This is a genomic window from Melghirimyces profundicolus, from assembly GCF_003054245.1.
GTDB classification, from domain to species: Bacteria; Bacillota; Bacilli; order Thermoactinomycetales; family DSM-45169; genus Melghirimyces; species Melghirimyces profundicolus.
In genome coordinates this window covers 62,211-78,659 of record NZ_QBKR01000013.1, presented here as the reverse complement: position 1 = coordinate 78,659, position 16,449 = coordinate 62,211, and the positions used below count along the sequence as shown (strand labels likewise).

Below are 16,449 nucleotides of genomic sequence, written 5' to 3'. Positions count from 1 at the left end.
ATTCCTCTTCCCGCTGATTCTTCTCTCAGTTAGCCGATCCATCTTCTGCGCCAAGCCATAAATCCGACTCCGGCCGCCAGAAGGCTGCCCCCGATCCCGGCGAACAGAGGGTGGGGAGTGGAGGTATCGGGCATCTGACCCCCTTTGGAGTTTTCCACTTTGCCGCCAGTCTCTTTGGGGGGATCACCGGAAGCTCCTCCGTCCTTTGGCTTTTCCCCATTTCCCGGATCATTGCCATTGTCATGACAGGGTCCTCGATCTTCGTCGCTCCCCACCGTCAACTCATTGCAGTTGAGAAGGTCGTTGCCGCTGCCGAGTCCTCCGTTGTTGCCACCGGTCTCTTTTTGATTGTTGCAGGGACCTTCTCCCTGATCGGAACCGACGGTGACTTCATTGCAGTTGGCTACCTTGTTGTTGTTCAAAATCCCGCTTTCTTTCCCACTCTTGGATTTCGTCTGATCGTTGCAGGGGCCGTCGCTTTTGTCGGAACCGACGGTCACCTTGTTGCAGTTGGCAAATTCATTGTCGGACAAAATTCCATTCCCGCCGCCGGACTTCTTCTGATCGTTACAAGGCCCCTCGGCTTTGATGGAACCGACGCTCACTTCATTGCAGTTCAGAACCTCATTTCCGGAAAGGATCTTTGCTTCGCCTTCTTTCGCAAAGGTCGGGCCGGGCGCTGAACCGAAAATGAATACCAAAGCCAGGACCACGATCCATCCGTTTTTCACCAACGCTTTTCCCGCCAAAAATATCCCCCCTGCATTCCAATTAATTCAATATTATACATTCGACCCAAATGTTTCAATATATTGATTATAATAAATTTTATGGATTTAAATTTTAAGCCGCCGGGAGCCACGCTTCCGCTTTCGATCCAAAGGAAAACAAAATCTTTTTGGACAGCGAAAAAAGGGGAGCTGATCATTTTTTAAAAAAACAGCCGTCCGCGACCTTGTGAGGTCGGGACGGCCGTCATTCCGTCAGCATTTTTCCGGAGTACCTTCGTCGGTGGCAGTTTTAAAGGACGTACCGCAACCGCAGGTGGCGATGGCGTTGGGGTTGTGGATGGTAAACCCACCGCCCATCATGGACTCCTTATAATCGATTTCAAGACCGCGGATCAGCTTTTCGCTTTTCCGGTCCACCAGAATCCGGATTCCGTGAAGGGTCAATTCCGTATCGTCCTCCGTCTTGTTTTCGTCAAAACCGAGATTATAGGTAAAACCGCTGCAACCTCCGCCCTTGACACCGACGCGAAGATACTGCTTTTCGGGATGCTCTTCTTCTTCCATCATTTCCTTTATTTTATGACCGGCACGCTCGGAAAGTTCAATCAAGCCAGAGCCCTCCTTCCTGTCATCACGGGCGCGAAACCATGCGCCGAACTCCTTGAAACCGGCATGCTCTGTGCGGCGGAATGAATGATTCCCGCACTCCTTGGTTTCATTGTACCAAAAAAACCGTTGGTTTGTGAGTGGGTGAAAAGCCCCGGACTACACCCTTTCTTCAATAAGAAACCCCGCCGATACGGACGAAGCTCGATTCAGGCACGGTCGACCGCGACTTCCCGGATCTTTGATGTATACCTTCGGATTATATAAGCCGCGCGGTGATCCGCGTCGGAGGACGGATAATGCCAGCGGTTCCATTGGTTGTGGAGCTCGTCCAATTGTTGACTGATCTGAACCACGGTCGGGTGGTTCATTCCCAATCGTTCCGCTTGATGTTGCATCGCCGTTCTCAAGCGTTCCATTTCCTCTTCCAGTTTGCAACGACCCATTATGAGAAACCCCCTAAATATCCACAACCTCATGGAAACCGTTTTTATTTTATAATATCATACCTGACCCGTGGGTCATATGAAACTTGTTTTGCGTGATTTATATATAAACTGGTATCCAATTAGTTCATTGGTAGTAAGAAAAAACCACTTTCCAAAATGATTCATTCTTTTATACCGTAAAAGACACTCCGTTCGGAGCGCTTCCATTTCTACAGGAGATCCAGCAAATCTTCCATTTTTTTCTTCCGTTCTTCGATCGACTTGCGGATGTTTTTCAGCAGATCGGGACCGTCTTCGCCGGTCACGATTTCCCCATCCACCATGGCATAGGGGGTTTTGGCACATATTTCACAGTTGCCAAGGCAGGGGGACTCCAACACATCCACCTCAGGATCGTTTTCCAGCTTGTTCTTTATCTTTTCAACATCCGGCGTGAGCCGGTTGATGCAGAATTCAACCATCGGTCGCATCCCATTTCACCTCTTACTGACGGATCGACAAATTTCCGGACACTGATCTATATTGTAACCCGTTGAGCTTGTGAACAAAAGGGGGCAAAAGCTTCGTGAAAAACGTTACCGACGGGTGAATGACGCTTGTCGGCAATTGTTTCCCGGAGGGAGACATGATAAGATATCTTTGTGAAAAATTTGGATACGATTGTGACAACTTCTATGCAGTGGAATCAGGGCCGAGGAGGTCTTCACCGTGATTCTTCGAAGTATGGCCATCATCCTGATCGTCACCGGCCTCTCTCTCGTCGCCTACAACGGCTACCAGTGGTGGGATCAGATCAGCGTGGCCGTTCACGATCCCAAGTTGGCGATGTCCATTGCGGAAGACTGGGATAATCTGAACAAGAAACCCTCCAAAAAAAAGGGGACCGACGCGACTTTCCATCCCGAAAAAGGGAATCAAATCGGAGAGTTGATCATTCCGCGGATCGGAGCGATCCTCCCGATCATCTACGGAACGGATGATGCCCAGCTGGCCAAGGGGGTGGGGCAGTACATCGGCTACGGAACGGTCCTTCCCGGGGAAACGGGACATTCGGTTCTGGCCGGACACCGGGAGACCACGTTTCGCCGGGCGGGTGAACTGAAAAAAGGGGATAAACTTTACGTAAAAATCAATGGGTACACTCACACATATCAGATCCGGAAGATGTTCATCGTCGACAAGGATGATCGCAGTGTGATCGTTCCCCATGAGAAACCGGACATGTCGCTGATCACCTGCTACCCTTTTGACCTGGTGGGAAGCGCCCCCCAACGCTACATCATCCGTGCGGATCTCATCGACAGCAAAAAGACGGAATAAGATCCCTCTTACACCAAAAAAGCGACTGCTCTTCCTTTCGGAAAAGCAGTCGCTTCCTTAATGGCGATCGTCAATAAACTTTCGTTTCCCCTTTCGGGGAAAAACCCATCGCCTTCAGTTTTCGTTGAATATCCTTGAGACGGGGGTTTCCTTCCCCGACGATCTCCCCTTGAATCACCACCACCGGGTACCAAAGTTCATCCTCGATCACCCGGCGGGAAAAAGCCGTCTCCTCTTCTCCTCCGGGAGCGTGAATATCAACATACCGGACCGACACGACATCTCCGTATTTCCTTTTCAGTGCCGCTTCCAGCCAAGAAGCGGTCTCGCGGGCCGACGGGAGATGGACGCAACTGGGACACAGCTCCTCCGCTCCGTATACGAGCACTTCCGCTTTTTCCATCGTCATTAGCGGCCTCCTCTCTCGGTTATCAACGAAGGGCCTGTTCCAGATCCTCCATCAAGTCCTCCACATCTTCCACCCCGATGGAAACCCGGATCAACCCATCGGTGATCCCGATCTCCCGGCGCCGCTCAGGCGGAATGGAAGCGTGGGTCATCCGGGCGGGAACGGAGATCAGGCTTTCCACCGCCCCCAGACTTTCCGCCAATGTGAAATAGCGAGTGCGGGAAAGAACGGTTTCCGCCCGTTTGCCGCTTCCGACGTCAAAGGAAAGCATTCCGCCGTAGCCACGGGCCTGACTCGAGGCCACCCCGTGACCCGGATGATCTTTCAGACCGGGATAGTGTATCGTTTCAATATCGGAACGGGACTGCAACCAATCGGCCAATCTGCGGGTACTGGCTTCATGTTGCCGCATCCGGAGCCCCAGGGTCTTCATTCCCCGCATCAACAACCAGGAATCGTGGGGCGGAAGCACCCCGCCGATGGAGTTCTGCAGGAAATGGAGACGCTCTCCCATTTCTTCGTCCTTGACGGCAATCAGTCCGGCCACGACGTCGCTGTGCCCCCCCAGATATTTGGTGGCACTGTGAACCACAATGTCCGCGCCGAGATCGAGGGGATTTTGCCAGTAGGGAGTGAGAAACGTGTTATCGACGATCAGGAGCAGTCCGCGATCCCGACTGATTTCCGACATCTTCCGGATATCGGTCACCTTCAGCAGGGGATTGCTGGGGGTTTCCATGTAGATCGCCTTGGTGTCGGGACGGATCGCCGCCACCACTTCCTCCGGGTCGCTGGTGTCCACAAAGGTGGACTGAATTCCCAGCCGGTTGAATACCCCGCTCATCACACGGTAAGTACCTCCGTAGATATCATCCCCCACCACCAGATGGTCCCCTTGGTCAAACAGGGAGAGGATGGTGGAAATGGCCGCCATCCCGGAAGAAAAGGCAAAACCCCGGGTTCCGTTTTCCAGATCGGCGATCAGTTTCTCCAACGCTTCCCGGGTCGGGTTTCCCGTTCGGGAGTATTCGTAACCCCGGTGCTTGCCGATGGCGTCCTGCTTGTAGGTGGACACTTGATAGATGGGCACACTGACAGCCCCGGTCCGTTCATCTCCAAAGACACCACCGTGAATCAGTTTTGTGTCGATACGCATGGTTTACTCTCCTTCTCCGTAGATCTGCTGACTCAAATACCGCTCACTGCTGTCCGGAAAGACCACCACGATCCGGGTTCCCTGTTTCGCACGTTTCGCTTCTTTGAGGGCCGCATAAAAGGCAGCCCCGGAGGAGCTGGCCGCCAGAAGCCCTTCGCGCCGCGACAGTTCTTTCACCATCCGGAAGGCATCTTCGTCCGGAACGGTGTGAATCCCGTCAAAATAAGAGGGGTCCATGTATTCCGGAAGAAACTCCATTCCGATGCCTTCCGTGCGGTGGGGACCCGGTTTGCCTCCGCCGAGGATGGAACCTTCCGGTTCCACAATCACCGTCCGGATCTCCGGGTTTTTCTCTTTCAGGTATCGGGCACATCCCATAAACGTCCCGCCCGAACCGGCACCGGCCACAAACACGTCCACCTTTCCGTCCATCTGCTCCCAGATTTCCGGTCCGGTGGTTTCATAATGGGCGCGGGGATTGGCCGGGTTGCCAAACTGTTGGGGGCACCAGGCGCCCTCAATCGTTTCGGTCAGTTCCTTCGCTTTGGCGATGGCCCCCTTCATTCCTTTTTCCGTCGGGGTGTTGACCACTTCCGCACCCAATGCCCGCATCAGCTGCTGTTTTTCCTGGGAAAATTTTTCGGGGACCACAAAGACCACCCGATAGCCGGAACCCACCGCTGCCAGAGCCAGTCCGATCCCGGTGTTTCCGGCGGTCGGTTCGATGATCGTGCCTCCCGGGCGCAACCGCCCTTCTTTCTCCCCGGCCCGAATGAGCGCCAAACCCAGACGGTCCTTGACACTCCCCCCCGGATTAAAATACTCCAACTTGGCGTAAATTTGCACCCTTTCCGGCAAGGAAAATCCTTTGATTCGGACGATGGGCGTCCACCCGATCAGTTCCTTTATATCCTCATAAACGTGCTTCATCAAAATCCCTCTTCCCGTATCCTTGACTGATCCCATGAGTTCGCTTTCATTTTACCATTTCCGTCTTGGTCTGAAAAACACGGGCCCGTGAAGCCGGGATGATCGTCCGTCCGTTACGGGCACCCAGGACCGATCCCGGTATAAACAAACGGCTCCCGTCAGGATTTTCCCGAGACAGATCCTGTGGTATCTTATATAATGATCTAGAGAATTGTTTCCCTCGCCATCGGTTGATCCGATCCATGATCGCGACTACAATAACCGATACAGAGAGCGAACCCTTTGGGAGACCGCCTCTTTTGAAAGGAGCATGTACGATGAGAGAACAAGTCCAGGAAGTTTTGGATAAGCTTCGCCCTTTCATCCAGCAGGACGGCGGTGACGTGGAGCTGGTGGAAGTGGAAGACGGTGTGGTCAAAGTCCGTCTCCTGGGAGCCTGCGGAAGCTGTCCCAGTTCCACCATCACCCTGAAAGCCGGAATCGAACGGGCGCTGATGGAAGAAGTACCCGGTGTCACCGAGGTGGAACAAGTCCTTTAACCATCGCAGAATCAACCGTCAGGCTGTGCTTGGCGGTTTTTCCTTGCAGGAAATATTGTGAATCCTGTATCATTATAAAAAATTAATACTTTCATGGGGAGGGAAAGACGATCGAAACCAATACCAACGCTGCTGTGAATCCCCCAACGAACACACCCCCTGTTTCCGTTAAAAACCGGCTGAAGCTGGTGGGCCCGGGCATCATCATGGCGGCAACGGGAGTGGGAGTCGGAGACCTGGTCGCTGCTCTCGTGGCCGGAACGATGTACGGCAATACCTTTGTTTGGGCCATCTTGATTGGCGCTCTTTTAAAATACTTTCTTAATGAAGGCATCGGTCGCTGGTATCTCGCTTCGGGCCAAACCATTCTGCAGGGCTGGAAGCAACTGGGGAGATGGGCGACCGGTTACTTCGGCGTCTATGTGATCATCTGGGGCTTTGTCTTCGGCGCCGCCGTCACTTCCACCACCGCCCTGGCCACCACGGCCATGTTCCCCGGAATCCCGCTTTGGGCCTGGGCCATGTTCCACGGGCTCCTCGGCTTTCTGCTGGTGTGGACCGGGCGGTATTGGCTCTTTGAGAAAGTGATGCTGGTTCTCGTCGGAGTCATGTTTGTGACGGTCGTCGGATCGGCCGTCATGATTGCGCCTTCCCTCGGAGAACTGTCCCTCGGTCTTGTCCCCCGTCTTCCGGAGGGTTCCCTCTTCTATGCCCTTGGCTTGATCGGGGGCGTCGGGGGTACCATCACCATGGCTTCTTACGGCTACTGGCTCAGGGAAAAAGGGTGGAGACGCCCGGACTGGATGCCGGTCATGCGGTTGGATGCCACGGTGGCCTACACCATGACCGGTATTTTCACCCTGGCCCTTCTGGTGATCGGAGCGGAGCTCCTGTTCGGTACCGGAACGGTGCTGGAAGGGGATAAAGGATTAATCTCCCTGTCCGGGCTTCTCGGCGAACGGTTGGGTGAACCGGTGCGCTGGCTTTTCCTGATCGGGTTTTGGTCGGCCTCTTTCACATCCCTCCTCGGGGTGTGGAACGGAGTTCCCTATCTGTTCTCCGATTTCGTAAGAACCGTGAAGAAAATTCCCATGGAGAAAGCCGCTCCCTATCTTTCGGAAAAAAGCCGTTATTATCGAAGCTATCTTGCCTGGCTCACCTTTCCGCCGATGCTCCTTCTTTTTCTGGGAAAACCCTTTGCTCTCGTGATCGCCTATGGAGTCCTGGGGGCCCTCTTCATGCCCTTTCTCGCCGTCACCCTCATCTGGTTGCTCAACTCGCGACGGGTGGCGCCGGAGTATCGGAACGGTTGGGTTTCCAATATCGTCCTGGGGGCCAGCGTGATCCTTTTCGGGGTGCTGGCGGTCCAGAACGTGATCGAGTTGCTTGAATAACCATCCAATTGGAAAGCCCATTCCCTTTCCAGAGGATCACCAACCCCTGAACGGACCGTTCAGGGGTTGGTTGATTTTACCGGGTCTTATTCGCTTCTTCTTTCTTCAGGGATTCTTCCTGATACAGGTGGCAGGCCACCCAGTGCATCGGACGGACTTCCTGCCATTTCGGCACTTCCTGGGCGCAGACATCCATCACTTTGGGGCAGCGGGTGCGGAATCGACAGCCGCTGGGCGGATCGATCGGACTCGGTACATCCCCTTTCAGTATGATTCGTTCCCGCCGCTGTTCGACGTCGGGGTCCGGAATCGGCACGGCGGAGAGCAGAGCTTCCGTGTAAGGATGGAGCGGGTTGTCGTACAGCTCCTGGCTGTCCGCCAACTCCACCAGATTCCCCAGATACATCACGCCGACCCGGTCGCTGATGTATTTCACCATGGACAGGTCGTGAGCGATGAAAAGATAGGTCAACCCTTTTTCCTTTTGCAGCTTTTTCATCAGGTTGACCACCTGTGCCTGGATGGAGACGTCCAATGCCGAAATCGGCTCATCGGCAATGATAAAATCCGGATCCACCGCCAGGGCCCGGGCAATCCCGATCCGTTGCCGCTGTCCCCCGCTGAATTCGTGGGGGAATCGATCGGCGTGCTCTTCGTTGAGGCCGACGGTCTTCAGGAGTTCCACCACTTTTTCGCGCCGTTCTTTGCCTTTGGCCAAACCATGGATGTCCAAACCTTCGGCGATAATGTCTCCGACCGTCATCCGGGGATTCAGGGAGGCATAAGGATCCTGGAAGATCATTTGCATCTCGCGGTTGAACTTCTTCAGGTCCTTCCCTTTCAGATTCTTGGTCGTCTGTCCCTTGAACCGCACCTCGCCGTCAGTCGCTTCGTACAGTCGGATGATCGTACGACCGATGGTGGACTTGCCGCAGCCCGATTCCCCCACCAGACCCAGGGTTTCTCCTTTGTACACATCGAAGCTGATGTTATCCACCGCTTGGACGACCTGGTTTCTTCCCATCTTGAAGTGCTTTTTAACCTGCTTCACTTCGAGAATCTTTTCCACTTTCGGTTCGGCTACGCTCATTTCGAACCCCCTCCTACCACTTCAGCTGGTGGTTCCACCGCGGGCGCCATGGGGTGTTCCAGCCAGCAGTTGACTTTATGGGAACCACTTCCCCGAACCTGAGTGGTTTCCGGCATCTCCCGCTGACAGACCTTCATCGCGTGTTTGCACCGTGCGGCAAAGGGGCAGCCTTTCGGCGGGGACAACAGATCCGGCGGTGTCCCCGTGATCGGGCTGAGCTCCTTATCGCGGGTCAGGTCCAGCCGCGGCATGGACCCCATCAAACCCCAAGTATAGGGATGGCGCGGACGGTGGAAAATTTCTTCCACGGTTCCCGATTCGATCACTTTTCCCGCATACATGACAACCACCCGGTCCGCCACGTCAGCCACCACACCCAGGTCGTGGGTAATAAGGATAATGGAGGTCCCAAGCCGCTCCTTCAGATCATTCATCAGATCGAGGATCTGGGCTTGGATGGTCACGTCCAGAGCGGTGGTCGGTTCGTCGGCGATCAGGAGTTGGGGAGCGCAAGCCAGAGCGATGGCGATCATGGCCCGTTGCCGCATCCCGCCGCTGAACTGATGGGGATATTGGTTGATCCGTCGCTCCGGGCTGGGGATGCCAACGAGACGGAGCATTTCCAGGGCCCGCTCCTTGGCCTGGGCCTTGCCCATGTTCTGATGTTTCACCAGCCCCTCCATGATCTGCTTGCCGACGGTCATCGTCGGATTGAGCGAGGTCATCGGGTCTTGAAAGATCATTGCGATGTCCTTGCCGCGGATCCCCTCCATTTCTTTCTCCGAAACCTTGGTCAAATCCTTCCCGTCAAACAGAACCTCTCCGGATTTGATCCAACCCGGCGGCTCGGGGATCAACCGCATGATGCTCTGGGAGGTCACACTCTTTCCGCAGCCCGATTCCCCCACAATGGCGACCGTTTCCCCTTTTTTCACGTCGAAACTGACGCTACGCACGGCCTGAACTTCGCCGTTATAGGTCTTGAACGAAACATGCAAATCGTTGACTTCCAAAATTTTATCCTTTTCCATGTTCTCTCCCTCCTTTCTTATTGCCGCAGTTTCGGATCCAGCGCGTCCCGGAGCCCGTCACCCAAGAGGTTGAAGCTGAACATCAGCAAAGACAGGATCACGGCCGGGAAGAAGGTCTGGTAAGGGAACACCTGCAACATTTTATAACCGTCGTTGATCAACACACCGAGGCTGGCTTCCGGAGGCCGGAGTCCCAATCCGATGAAACCGAGAAACGCCTCAAAGAAGATCGCTTGGGGAATGGTAAACATCAACGTAATGATCACGGGACCCATGACGTTGGGCAACAGATGTTTCATCAGCATCCGGCGGGTACCGGCTCCCAGCGTGCGTGCCGCCAAAACATACTCCTGGGATTTCAACTGGAGCATTTGCGCCCGTACAATACGGGACATGTTGACCCAACCGGTCAATGCGATGGCCAGGGCGATCGGGAAAATTCCCGGCTCCAGCCAGATCAAAAGCAGGATGATCACGATCAGGTTGGGAATCCCCACCAGCACCTCCACGATCCGCTGCATCCAGTCATCCACTCTTCCTCCGAAATAACCTGAGATGGAACCGTAGGCCACACCGATGGTGAGGTCGATTCCGGCAGCGATCAATGCGATCAGGAGGGAGATTCCAGCCCCGTACCAGGTTCGGGTCCACAAATCCCGTCCCAAATTGTCCGTTCCGAACCAATGATCACCCACAATGCGGTCAAAGGGCGAAATGTTCTGGACGTTATAATCCTGTTGGCGATAGTTGTAATCATTCATCCCCGGTCCGATGATCGCCATCATCCCGATCACCAGGATCAAGACCAATCCGATGACCGCACCGGTGTTACTGAAAAAACGACGCCGGACATCCTGCCAGTAGGACAGGCGCTTCCGGGAAATTTCCTCTTTCGTATGGTCAAACTCCGCCGGTTCAAAGAGATCCGGGGACAGATTTTTAATGTTTGCAGCCATTTTCCCCATTCACTCCTTCGCACCCGTAAGCCGGATCCGGGGATCGACGACTCCGTAAAGAATGTCCACAATGAAAATGCTGAGAATCAACAGGAAACTGTAGAACATTGTCACACCCATGATCATGGTGTAATCATTTGTAATGATGGAGTCGACGAACATCCAGCCCATTCCGGGGATGTTGAAGATCTTTTCCACCACGAGAGACCCGGTCATCAGCGCCACCGTCAACGGTCCGATAATCGTGATCGCGGGGATCAGGGCGTTCCTGAGCGCATGGCGGATGATGATGACTCGCCGTTCCAAACCTTTGGCACGTGCCGTCTTCATATAATCCTGACCCAGAACTTCCAGCATCTCTGTACGGACATAACGGGTGATCTGAGCGATCACCAGGAAAGAAAGAGCGAGGGAAGGAAGGACGCTGTGAGCAAAAGTCCCCCACCCGGCGGCGGGCAAAACTCTCCAAACAACCCCGACATAATAAGAAAAGAGTGCCGCAAGGGTAAAGCTGGGAATGGCATAGCCCAAAACGGAGAGAACCGTGGCTCCGTTGTCAACCAAAGTGCCCCGACGGAGTGCGGAGATGCAACCCAGGATCACGCCGAGCAGGACACCGAAAACCATGGCTTGAAGCCCGATTTGCGCCGATGCAGGAAAGCCTTGTTGAATCATCTCCGTCACACTGCGGCCGTCATATTTGAAGGAGGTTCCCAAATCGCCCTGAACCAATTTTCCAAGGTAATCCAAATATTGAACCGGCAGTGGCTTGTCCAAGCCATATTGGGCCAAAATCTGTTCTTTCAGTTCCGGTGGGATCCGCTCTTCATTCGCCAATGGGGAACCCGGCAAATGATGCATCAGGAAAAAAGTCACCGTGGCGATCACCCACAGGGTGATGACCATGTACATAAAACGGATCAATATAAAACGCCCCAAGGCTCCTCTCCCCTTTCTCTTCCAGGTATTCAGAATCGAAAGAAAGCCGTTTCATTAGCACACAGAAGGTATATGACCCCATCGGGCATATACCTTCCTGTGCTCCACATATCAGGTCTTCAACCTTTCATTCTCCGTTACTGTTTCCCTTCGATATAAGCCTCTTTAAAGGTGTAATCCGCACCGAAGGGATGACGCCATACATTTTTCACGTAGGGTTTTTGCAGTTGCATACGGGCACGGTGGTACAGCGGGGCAATCGCCTGTTCTTCCATCAGGATTTTCTCGGCTTTGGCCAATTGTTTGGCCCGCTCTTCGAAGTCCGGGTTGCTTTGCGCTTTTTTGATCAGCTTGTCGTACTCTTTGTTGCTCCAGTCCCCGCGGTTGAAGGCGTTGCCGGTCACCCACAGATCCAGGAAGGTCATCGGATCGTTGTAGTCGGCACCCCAGCCGGCGTACGAAATCTGGAATTTCCCGGCATCCTCGCGTTCCAGTTTCTGTTTGAAGGGCAGAATCTGAATATCCACGTCCACACCCAGGACTTCCTTAAAGGTTTGTTGCATGTACTCCTGGTCTTTCTTGGCGGTGTCTCGGTCATAACCGAGCAACTCGACCTTCGGCACTTTTTTGATGCCTTCTTCTTTCATGCCTTCTTCCAGAAGTTTTTTCGCTTCTTTCGGATCTTCTTTCAGATACTTGCCGGACAGTTCCCGGAAGCTCTTCCCATCCACTTCGACGTTCGGAGGCACCAGACCCTGCGCCGGTTTGGACCCCGTTTTGGAGATCTTGTCGGTCATGATGCTGCGATCCAAGGCCATGGTGAAGGCTTTGCGGATTTTTTCGTTGGCAAAGAATTGATCATTGGTGTTGAACTGGAGGTAGAATGTGGTGGTTTCGTTGAAGACTTTGACGTCTTCTTTCCCTTTGAATTTGTCCACAAAGCTGGCATCCAGGTTTTCCACAAAGTCCAGTTTGCCGGTGTTGTAGAGGTTGACCTGGGTGGAGACTTCATCACTCTTGGTGAAGTTGATCGTATCCAGCTTCACTTTGTCTTTATCCCAATACTTCTCGTTTTTCTCGAGCTTGAGGCTCTTGTTGTGCTGCCATTGGGTCAGCTTAAAGGGACCGTTGTATACCATTTTGTCCGGGTCTTCGGCAAAATCTTTGCCGTACTTCTCCACGATGTCCTCCCGTTGCGGACGGTAAGTCGCGAAGCTGGTCATCATCAGGAAATACGGGATCGGGTCTTTCAGTTCCACTTTGAGGGTCTTGTCATCGACCGCTTTCACGGCGACATCTTCTTGATCGCCTTTACCTTCGTTGTATTCCTGCGCACCCTGGATCGGGAAGAGAATGTATGCGTATTGGGATTTGTTCTTCGGATCCAGGGCCCGCTTCCACGCGAATTCGAAATCATGGGCCGTCACCGGTTTCCCGTCACTCCACTTGGCGTCACGGAGCTTAAAGGTGTAGGTCTTTTTGTCATCGCTGATTTCCACGTCTTTTGCGATGGCCGGTTCCGGCTCGTTATCTTTATTCAACCGATAGAGTCCTTCGGTTATGTTGTTCAGGATTTGGAAAGAGACAGTATCGGTGGTGATCGCACTGTCCAAACCCGGCGGTTCGGCCGTGATTACCCAGTTCAGCTCCTGCTTGTCCTTTCCTCCGGCTCCCTGCTGAACACCGCCGCAGGCCGTCAGAACCATGCTGACCACCAGCAGCAGGGAAAGAGCCATGTTCCACTTCTTGCCCATATTGGTTTCCCCCTCGAATAATAAAAATTTCTGTATAATTTTTGACCCTTGCGGGCCATCTGTTATGGCTCCGAAGAGCCGATAACACGGACCTGATTCGGGAAGTTTCGTCGAATTTCGACTGACAAACGACATTTTTTTGTCGATACGGTAACCATATCAGGAATCGTCTGACAGTTGACGGTCCATAATGCGACAATCATTCCCCCGAAATCCAACCTGGAAGGATGTGTGCTAAGTAAAAAAGAAGGTAACTTTCACACAATTTATTTTAAAAAAATCAATGCACATTTATAATACCTGTAATCACTGAGGAAATAAAGATGAATTTTATGGGTCATACTGGTAAATGTTAGATGCCCCTTCACCCCCTCACAAAAAAGACATCCACTTCTGCGGATGTCTTTTTTGTGATACACCTGGCAAACCGCCGCTATTGCTTGTTTTCTTTGCCGCTGATATACGTCCATTTCAGGCTGAGCCCGGCACCGACCGGATGGCGAACCAGATCTTTGATATATTGCTTCTGCAGATAAACCTCCCCGGCATAGTACAGGGGTGCGATGGGGACTTCCTCGTTCAGGATTTTTTCCGCTTGCACCAGTTGGTTGGCCCGTTCCTGATAATCGGTGTTGCTTTTCGCTTTCTCGATCAGCTGATCGTACTCCTTGTTGCTCCAATCCCCCCGGTTAAAGGAACTGTCGCTGACGAAAATGTCCAGGTAGGTCATCGGATCGTTGTAGTCGGCCGCCCACCCGGCGAAAGTCAGATCGAACTGTTCCTTGGATTCCCGATCCAATTTCATTTTGAAGGGTTGGGGATCGATTTTGACCTTCAAGCCCAAGACCGTGTCCAATTGCTCTTGAATCACCAGAGCGGCTTGCTTGCGGTGGTCGTCATAGCTCAAAAGAGTCAGATCTTCCGGCGGTTCGCTGATTCCCAGCTCCTTCAAACCTTCATCGAAAAGGCGTCTGGCCTCGGCAGAGTTGTATTGGTGACCGGCGCCCGCCTGTTTCCGGAAGTTTTTATTGTTGCTGTTGATGATCGAGGGAGGCACCAAGCCGTAAGCCGGTTCAGAGCCGTTCTTCAATACCTTGACCATGGATTCCCGGTCAATGGCATAACTGATCGCTTTCCGGATCTTTTCGTTGTCAAAAAAGTTGTTGGATGTATTAAACTGAAGGTACTGCACCGCGGAACCCGTCACCGGAAGGTATTCCGGACTCTTCTTGAAGGCCTCCGCCAGGGCGGAATCCAGTTGGGTGAGGTCCGTTTCCCCGGTCGTGTAGAGGTTCACGCCGGTGGCGGTGTCTTTGACGATGTTCATGTTGACCGTATTCAACCGGACGCTGTTCCGGTCCCAGTAAGTATCGCTTTTTTTCAGCTTCATACTTTGTTCGTGCTTCCATTCTTCCAGGTTGAAGGGGCCGTTGTACACCATCTTGTCCGGTTCGGTGGCATACTTCGATCCGTTCTTTTCAACGATGTCTTTCCGCTGAGGAAGATAGGTGGCAAAAGCGGTCAGGCTCAGGAAATACGGAACCGGCTGTTTCAGTTCCACTCTGAGGGTTTGATCATCCACCGCTTTGACCCCGACTTCTTCCCGGGAAGCTTTGCCGCTGTTAAACTCTTCTGCGTTTTTGATCGGAAAAAGAATGTAAGCATATTCCCCTTTGGTCCCGGGGTCGAGAGCCCGCTTCCAGGCGTACTCGAAATCCTTCGCTGTCACCGGCTTGCCGTCACTCCACTTGGCTTCCTTCAGGTGGAACGTATAGGTTTTCTTGTCGTCGGAGATCTCCACCCGGCTGGCAATGGCCGGCTCCGGACGATTGTCTTTGTCCAGCCGGTAAAGGCCTTCCATGATGTTGTTCAAAACGTCAAAGGAGGTCACGTCTGTGGTGGTCGCACTGTCCAAGGTCGGCGGTTCGGCCGGAAACGTCATGTCCAGCACCTGGTTTTTGTCCACCGTGGACTCCGCGTTGCTGTTGGAGGTCGTCAACCCTCCGCAAGCCGTCAACACAAGGCTTGCAGCGGATACCAATGCCAACAAAGGAACCAATCGCTTTTTAGCCAACACCCTGCCTCCTTCAGGAAAAAATCGGGTATCATGATCGCTTTCAAATGAATCCAACCTTGTCCAATTATAAATGAATTCTTCATTCCAGAAAAGAGTTGTTGAAAAATAGGAAGATTTCAAAGCAAGTCAACCCTGTGGTATAATGCTTTCGTCTCACCGAGATTGTACCTGTTTTCGCACCTTCGCAAAAGGAGGTATCCAGATATGATAAGAAGCCGCATCCTCTGGTCCGTGATATGGGCAGGAATCAGCCTCGCGGGTTGTTACGTGTATTCGGGAGGGGATCGGGTGGGATGGATCAATTCCCTTTTCATGATCGGCCTGACCCTGCTTTTGCTGGCCGCGATTTACACGGTAGTGAACGGCGGTTTTTTCAGCGTTTTTGTCAAAGGGTTTAAACAGTTGAGTGCCAACTCCGAACCATCCCGCAACGTTTTTTCGAGGCTGTTCGGAGGTCGCAAAGAAGATTACGGATTTGAGGATCCCTTGGACGGATCCGGCAGCGAAGCGGCCGAAAAACGCCGGGAGAAGATCAGAGCCTGGCTGGCGGCCGTCTGTTTCGGCGCGGGCGCTCTGGATACCGCATTCTCCTTTTTGTTGCTCTCCTTTCTTTGAAACATGTCAAAAAAATCCCCGCACCTTTGCCGGTGCGGGGATTTTTCAACATCATGATGGGTCCGGAATCATCCGGATCCACCCGTTGGTTTCCACGATTTCGAGATACTTCACCAGCCGGGGCAAGACGGGTTCCGCTTCTTCCCCGAAAGTTTCCGACAGTTTGTCTGAGATCTCTTCCACCGTCAGCTCCCCCCGACAATGGGACAACACATAACTTCCCAGACGGTCCAGCTTCACCTTGATCGTCTCCGGTTGCCCGAGATATCGGACCGACAGCCGTTCCAGCCAGCTGTCCCGGGGAATCACCAGCTCGTACAGCGGGAAGCCGGACTCCGCCGAGTCCCGGGGTTCCAGTTTATATTGCTCCTTCAGGAGCGGCTTCATCTCCAACAGGTTCTTCCGTATTTTATGGCGCCTGAACATCGTTGCACCGTCCATGAATTTCCCGGG

18 protein-coding genes are annotated in these 16,449 nt (G+C 53.2%); 4 read left to right on the top strand and 14 right to left on the bottom strand.

All coding sequences use genetic code 11. The annotated features are described in order from the left end of the window. Window positions 1–29: 29 nt before the first annotated feature. The 4 genes from C8P63_RS10415 to C8P63_RS10400 form a co-directional block, all read right to left on the bottom strand. Complete coding sequence (locus C8P63_RS10415) at window positions 30–749, bottom strand: hypothetical protein (protein ID WP_108023877.1); 720 nt, start codon at window positions 747–749, stop codon at window positions 30–32. A 234-nt stretch (window positions 750–983) separates the two neighbouring features. Then, a complete protein-coding gene (locus C8P63_RS10410) occupies window positions 984–1,340 on the bottom strand; it encodes a HesB/IscA family protein (RefSeq protein WP_108023875.1) in 357 nt (118 codons plus the stop codon). Between the two features lie 206 nt (window positions 1,341–1,546). Next, window positions 1,547–1,783, bottom strand: a complete 237-nt coding sequence (locus C8P63_RS10405) for an aspartyl-phosphate phosphatase Spo0E family protein (RefSeq protein WP_170109606.1) — start codon at window positions 1,781–1,783, stop codon at window positions 1,547–1,549. Between the two features lie 212 nt (window positions 1,784–1,995). Beyond that, the gene (locus C8P63_RS10400; RefSeq protein WP_108023872.1) at window positions 1,996–2,256 is read right to left on the bottom strand and encodes a DUF1450 domain-containing protein; all 261 of its coding nucleotides are present in this window, start codon (window positions 2,254–2,256) and stop codon (window positions 1,996–1,998) included. Window positions 2,257–2,494: 238 nt separating this feature from the next. On the opposite strand from C8P63_RS10400, the gene C8P63_RS10395 reads away from it, so the two are divergent. After that, complete coding sequence (locus C8P63_RS10395) at window positions 2,495–3,106, top strand: sortase (RefSeq protein WP_108023870.1); 612 nt, start codon at window positions 2,495–2,497, stop codon at window positions 3,104–3,106. Window positions 3,107–3,176: 70 nt separating this feature from the next. Here the strand turns inward: C8P63_RS10395 and C8P63_RS10390 are convergent, their stop codons facing one another. From C8P63_RS10390 to cysK, 3 genes are read right to left on the bottom strand one after another with little or no spacing between them, the layout of a single operon-like run. Beyond that, window positions 3,177–3,515, bottom strand: a complete 339-nt coding sequence (locus C8P63_RS10390; RefSeq protein WP_108023868.1) for a YuzD family protein — start codon at window positions 3,513–3,515, stop codon at window positions 3,177–3,179. A 22-nt stretch (window positions 3,516–3,537) separates the two neighbouring features. After that, entirely contained in the window at window positions 3,538–4,671 is a 1,134-nt protein-coding gene (locus C8P63_RS10385; protein ID WP_108023866.1) for a bifunctional cystathionine gamma-lyase/homocysteine desulfhydrase, read from the bottom strand. Between the two features lie 3 nt (window positions 4,672–4,674). Next, on the bottom strand, window positions 4,675–5,601 hold the full coding sequence (gene cysK, locus C8P63_RS10380; protein WP_108023864.1) for a cysteine synthase A: 927 nt from the start codon (window positions 5,599–5,601) through the stop codon (window positions 4,675–4,677). A 317-nt stretch (window positions 5,602–5,918) separates the two neighbouring features. Here cysK and C8P63_RS10375 point away from each other — a divergent pair, with 317 nt between their 5' ends. Together C8P63_RS10375 and C8P63_RS10370 are read left to right on the top strand one after the other, a co-directional pair. Beyond that, window positions 5,919–6,140 carry a NifU family protein gene (locus C8P63_RS10375; RefSeq protein ID WP_108023862.1) on the top strand — a complete coding sequence of 74 codons (222 nt, stop codon included), beginning with the start codon at window positions 5,919–5,921 and terminating at the stop codon, window positions 6,138–6,140. Window positions 6,141–6,274: 134 nt separating this feature from the next. Beyond that, window positions 6,275–7,534: an Nramp family divalent metal transporter gene (locus C8P63_RS10370; protein WP_281258706.1), complete on the top strand. Its 1,260-nt coding sequence runs from the start codon at window positions 6,275–6,277 to the stop codon at window positions 7,532–7,534. A gap of 76 nt (window positions 7,535–7,610) precedes the next feature. Here C8P63_RS10370 and C8P63_RS10365 read toward each other — a convergent pair whose 3' ends face one another. The 6 genes from C8P63_RS10365 to C8P63_RS10340 all read right to left on the bottom strand — a co-directional run bounded on the left by C8P63_RS10365 (window position 7,611) and on the right by C8P63_RS10340 (window position 15,381). Then, complete coding sequence (locus C8P63_RS10365) at window positions 7,611–8,624, bottom strand: ABC transporter ATP-binding protein (RefSeq protein ID WP_108023860.1); 1,014 nt, start codon at window positions 8,622–8,624, stop codon at window positions 7,611–7,613. Continuing rightward, on the bottom strand, window positions 8,621–9,655 hold the full coding sequence (locus tag C8P63_RS10360) for an ABC transporter ATP-binding protein (RefSeq protein ID WP_108023858.1): 1,035 nt from the start codon (window positions 9,653–9,655) through the stop codon (window positions 8,621–8,623). The genes C8P63_RS10365 and C8P63_RS10360 overlap by 4 nt, the downstream gene beginning before the upstream one ends. Window positions 9,656–9,672: 17 nt before the next feature. Further along, on the bottom strand, window positions 9,673–10,611 hold the full coding sequence (locus tag C8P63_RS10355) for an ABC transporter permease (protein ID WP_108023963.1): 939 nt from the start codon (window positions 10,609–10,611) through the stop codon (window positions 9,673–9,675). Between the two features lie 9 nt (window positions 10,612–10,620). Further along, window positions 10,621–11,550: an ABC transporter permease gene (locus C8P63_RS10350; protein WP_108023856.1), complete on the bottom strand. Its 930-nt coding sequence runs from the start codon at window positions 11,548–11,550 to the stop codon at window positions 10,621–10,623. A 137-nt stretch (window positions 11,551–11,687) separates the two neighbouring features. Continuing rightward, entirely contained in the window at window positions 11,688–13,304 is a 1,617-nt protein-coding gene (locus tag C8P63_RS10345) for a peptide ABC transporter substrate-binding protein (RefSeq protein WP_108023854.1), read from the bottom strand. Between the two features lie 433 nt (window positions 13,305–13,737). Then, on the bottom strand, window positions 13,738–15,381 hold the full coding sequence (locus tag C8P63_RS10340; protein ID WP_245920836.1) for a peptide ABC transporter substrate-binding protein: 1,644 nt from the start codon (window positions 15,379–15,381) through the stop codon (window positions 13,738–13,740). 204 nt (window positions 15,382–15,585) lie between these two features. Between C8P63_RS10340 and C8P63_RS10335 the strand changes: the two genes are divergently transcribed. Beyond that, window positions 15,586–15,996: a DUF3899 domain-containing protein gene (locus tag C8P63_RS10335; RefSeq protein WP_108023852.1), complete on the top strand. Its 411-nt coding sequence runs from the start codon at window positions 15,586–15,588 to the stop codon at window positions 15,994–15,996. Between the two features lie 51 nt (window positions 15,997–16,047). Here C8P63_RS10335 and C8P63_RS10330 read toward each other — a convergent pair whose 3' ends face one another. Next, window positions 16,048–16,422: a PqqD family protein gene (locus C8P63_RS10330; RefSeq protein WP_108023959.1), complete on the bottom strand. Its 375-nt coding sequence runs from the start codon at window positions 16,420–16,422 to the stop codon at window positions 16,048–16,050. Between the last annotated feature and the right edge of the window lie 27 nt (window positions 16,423–16,449).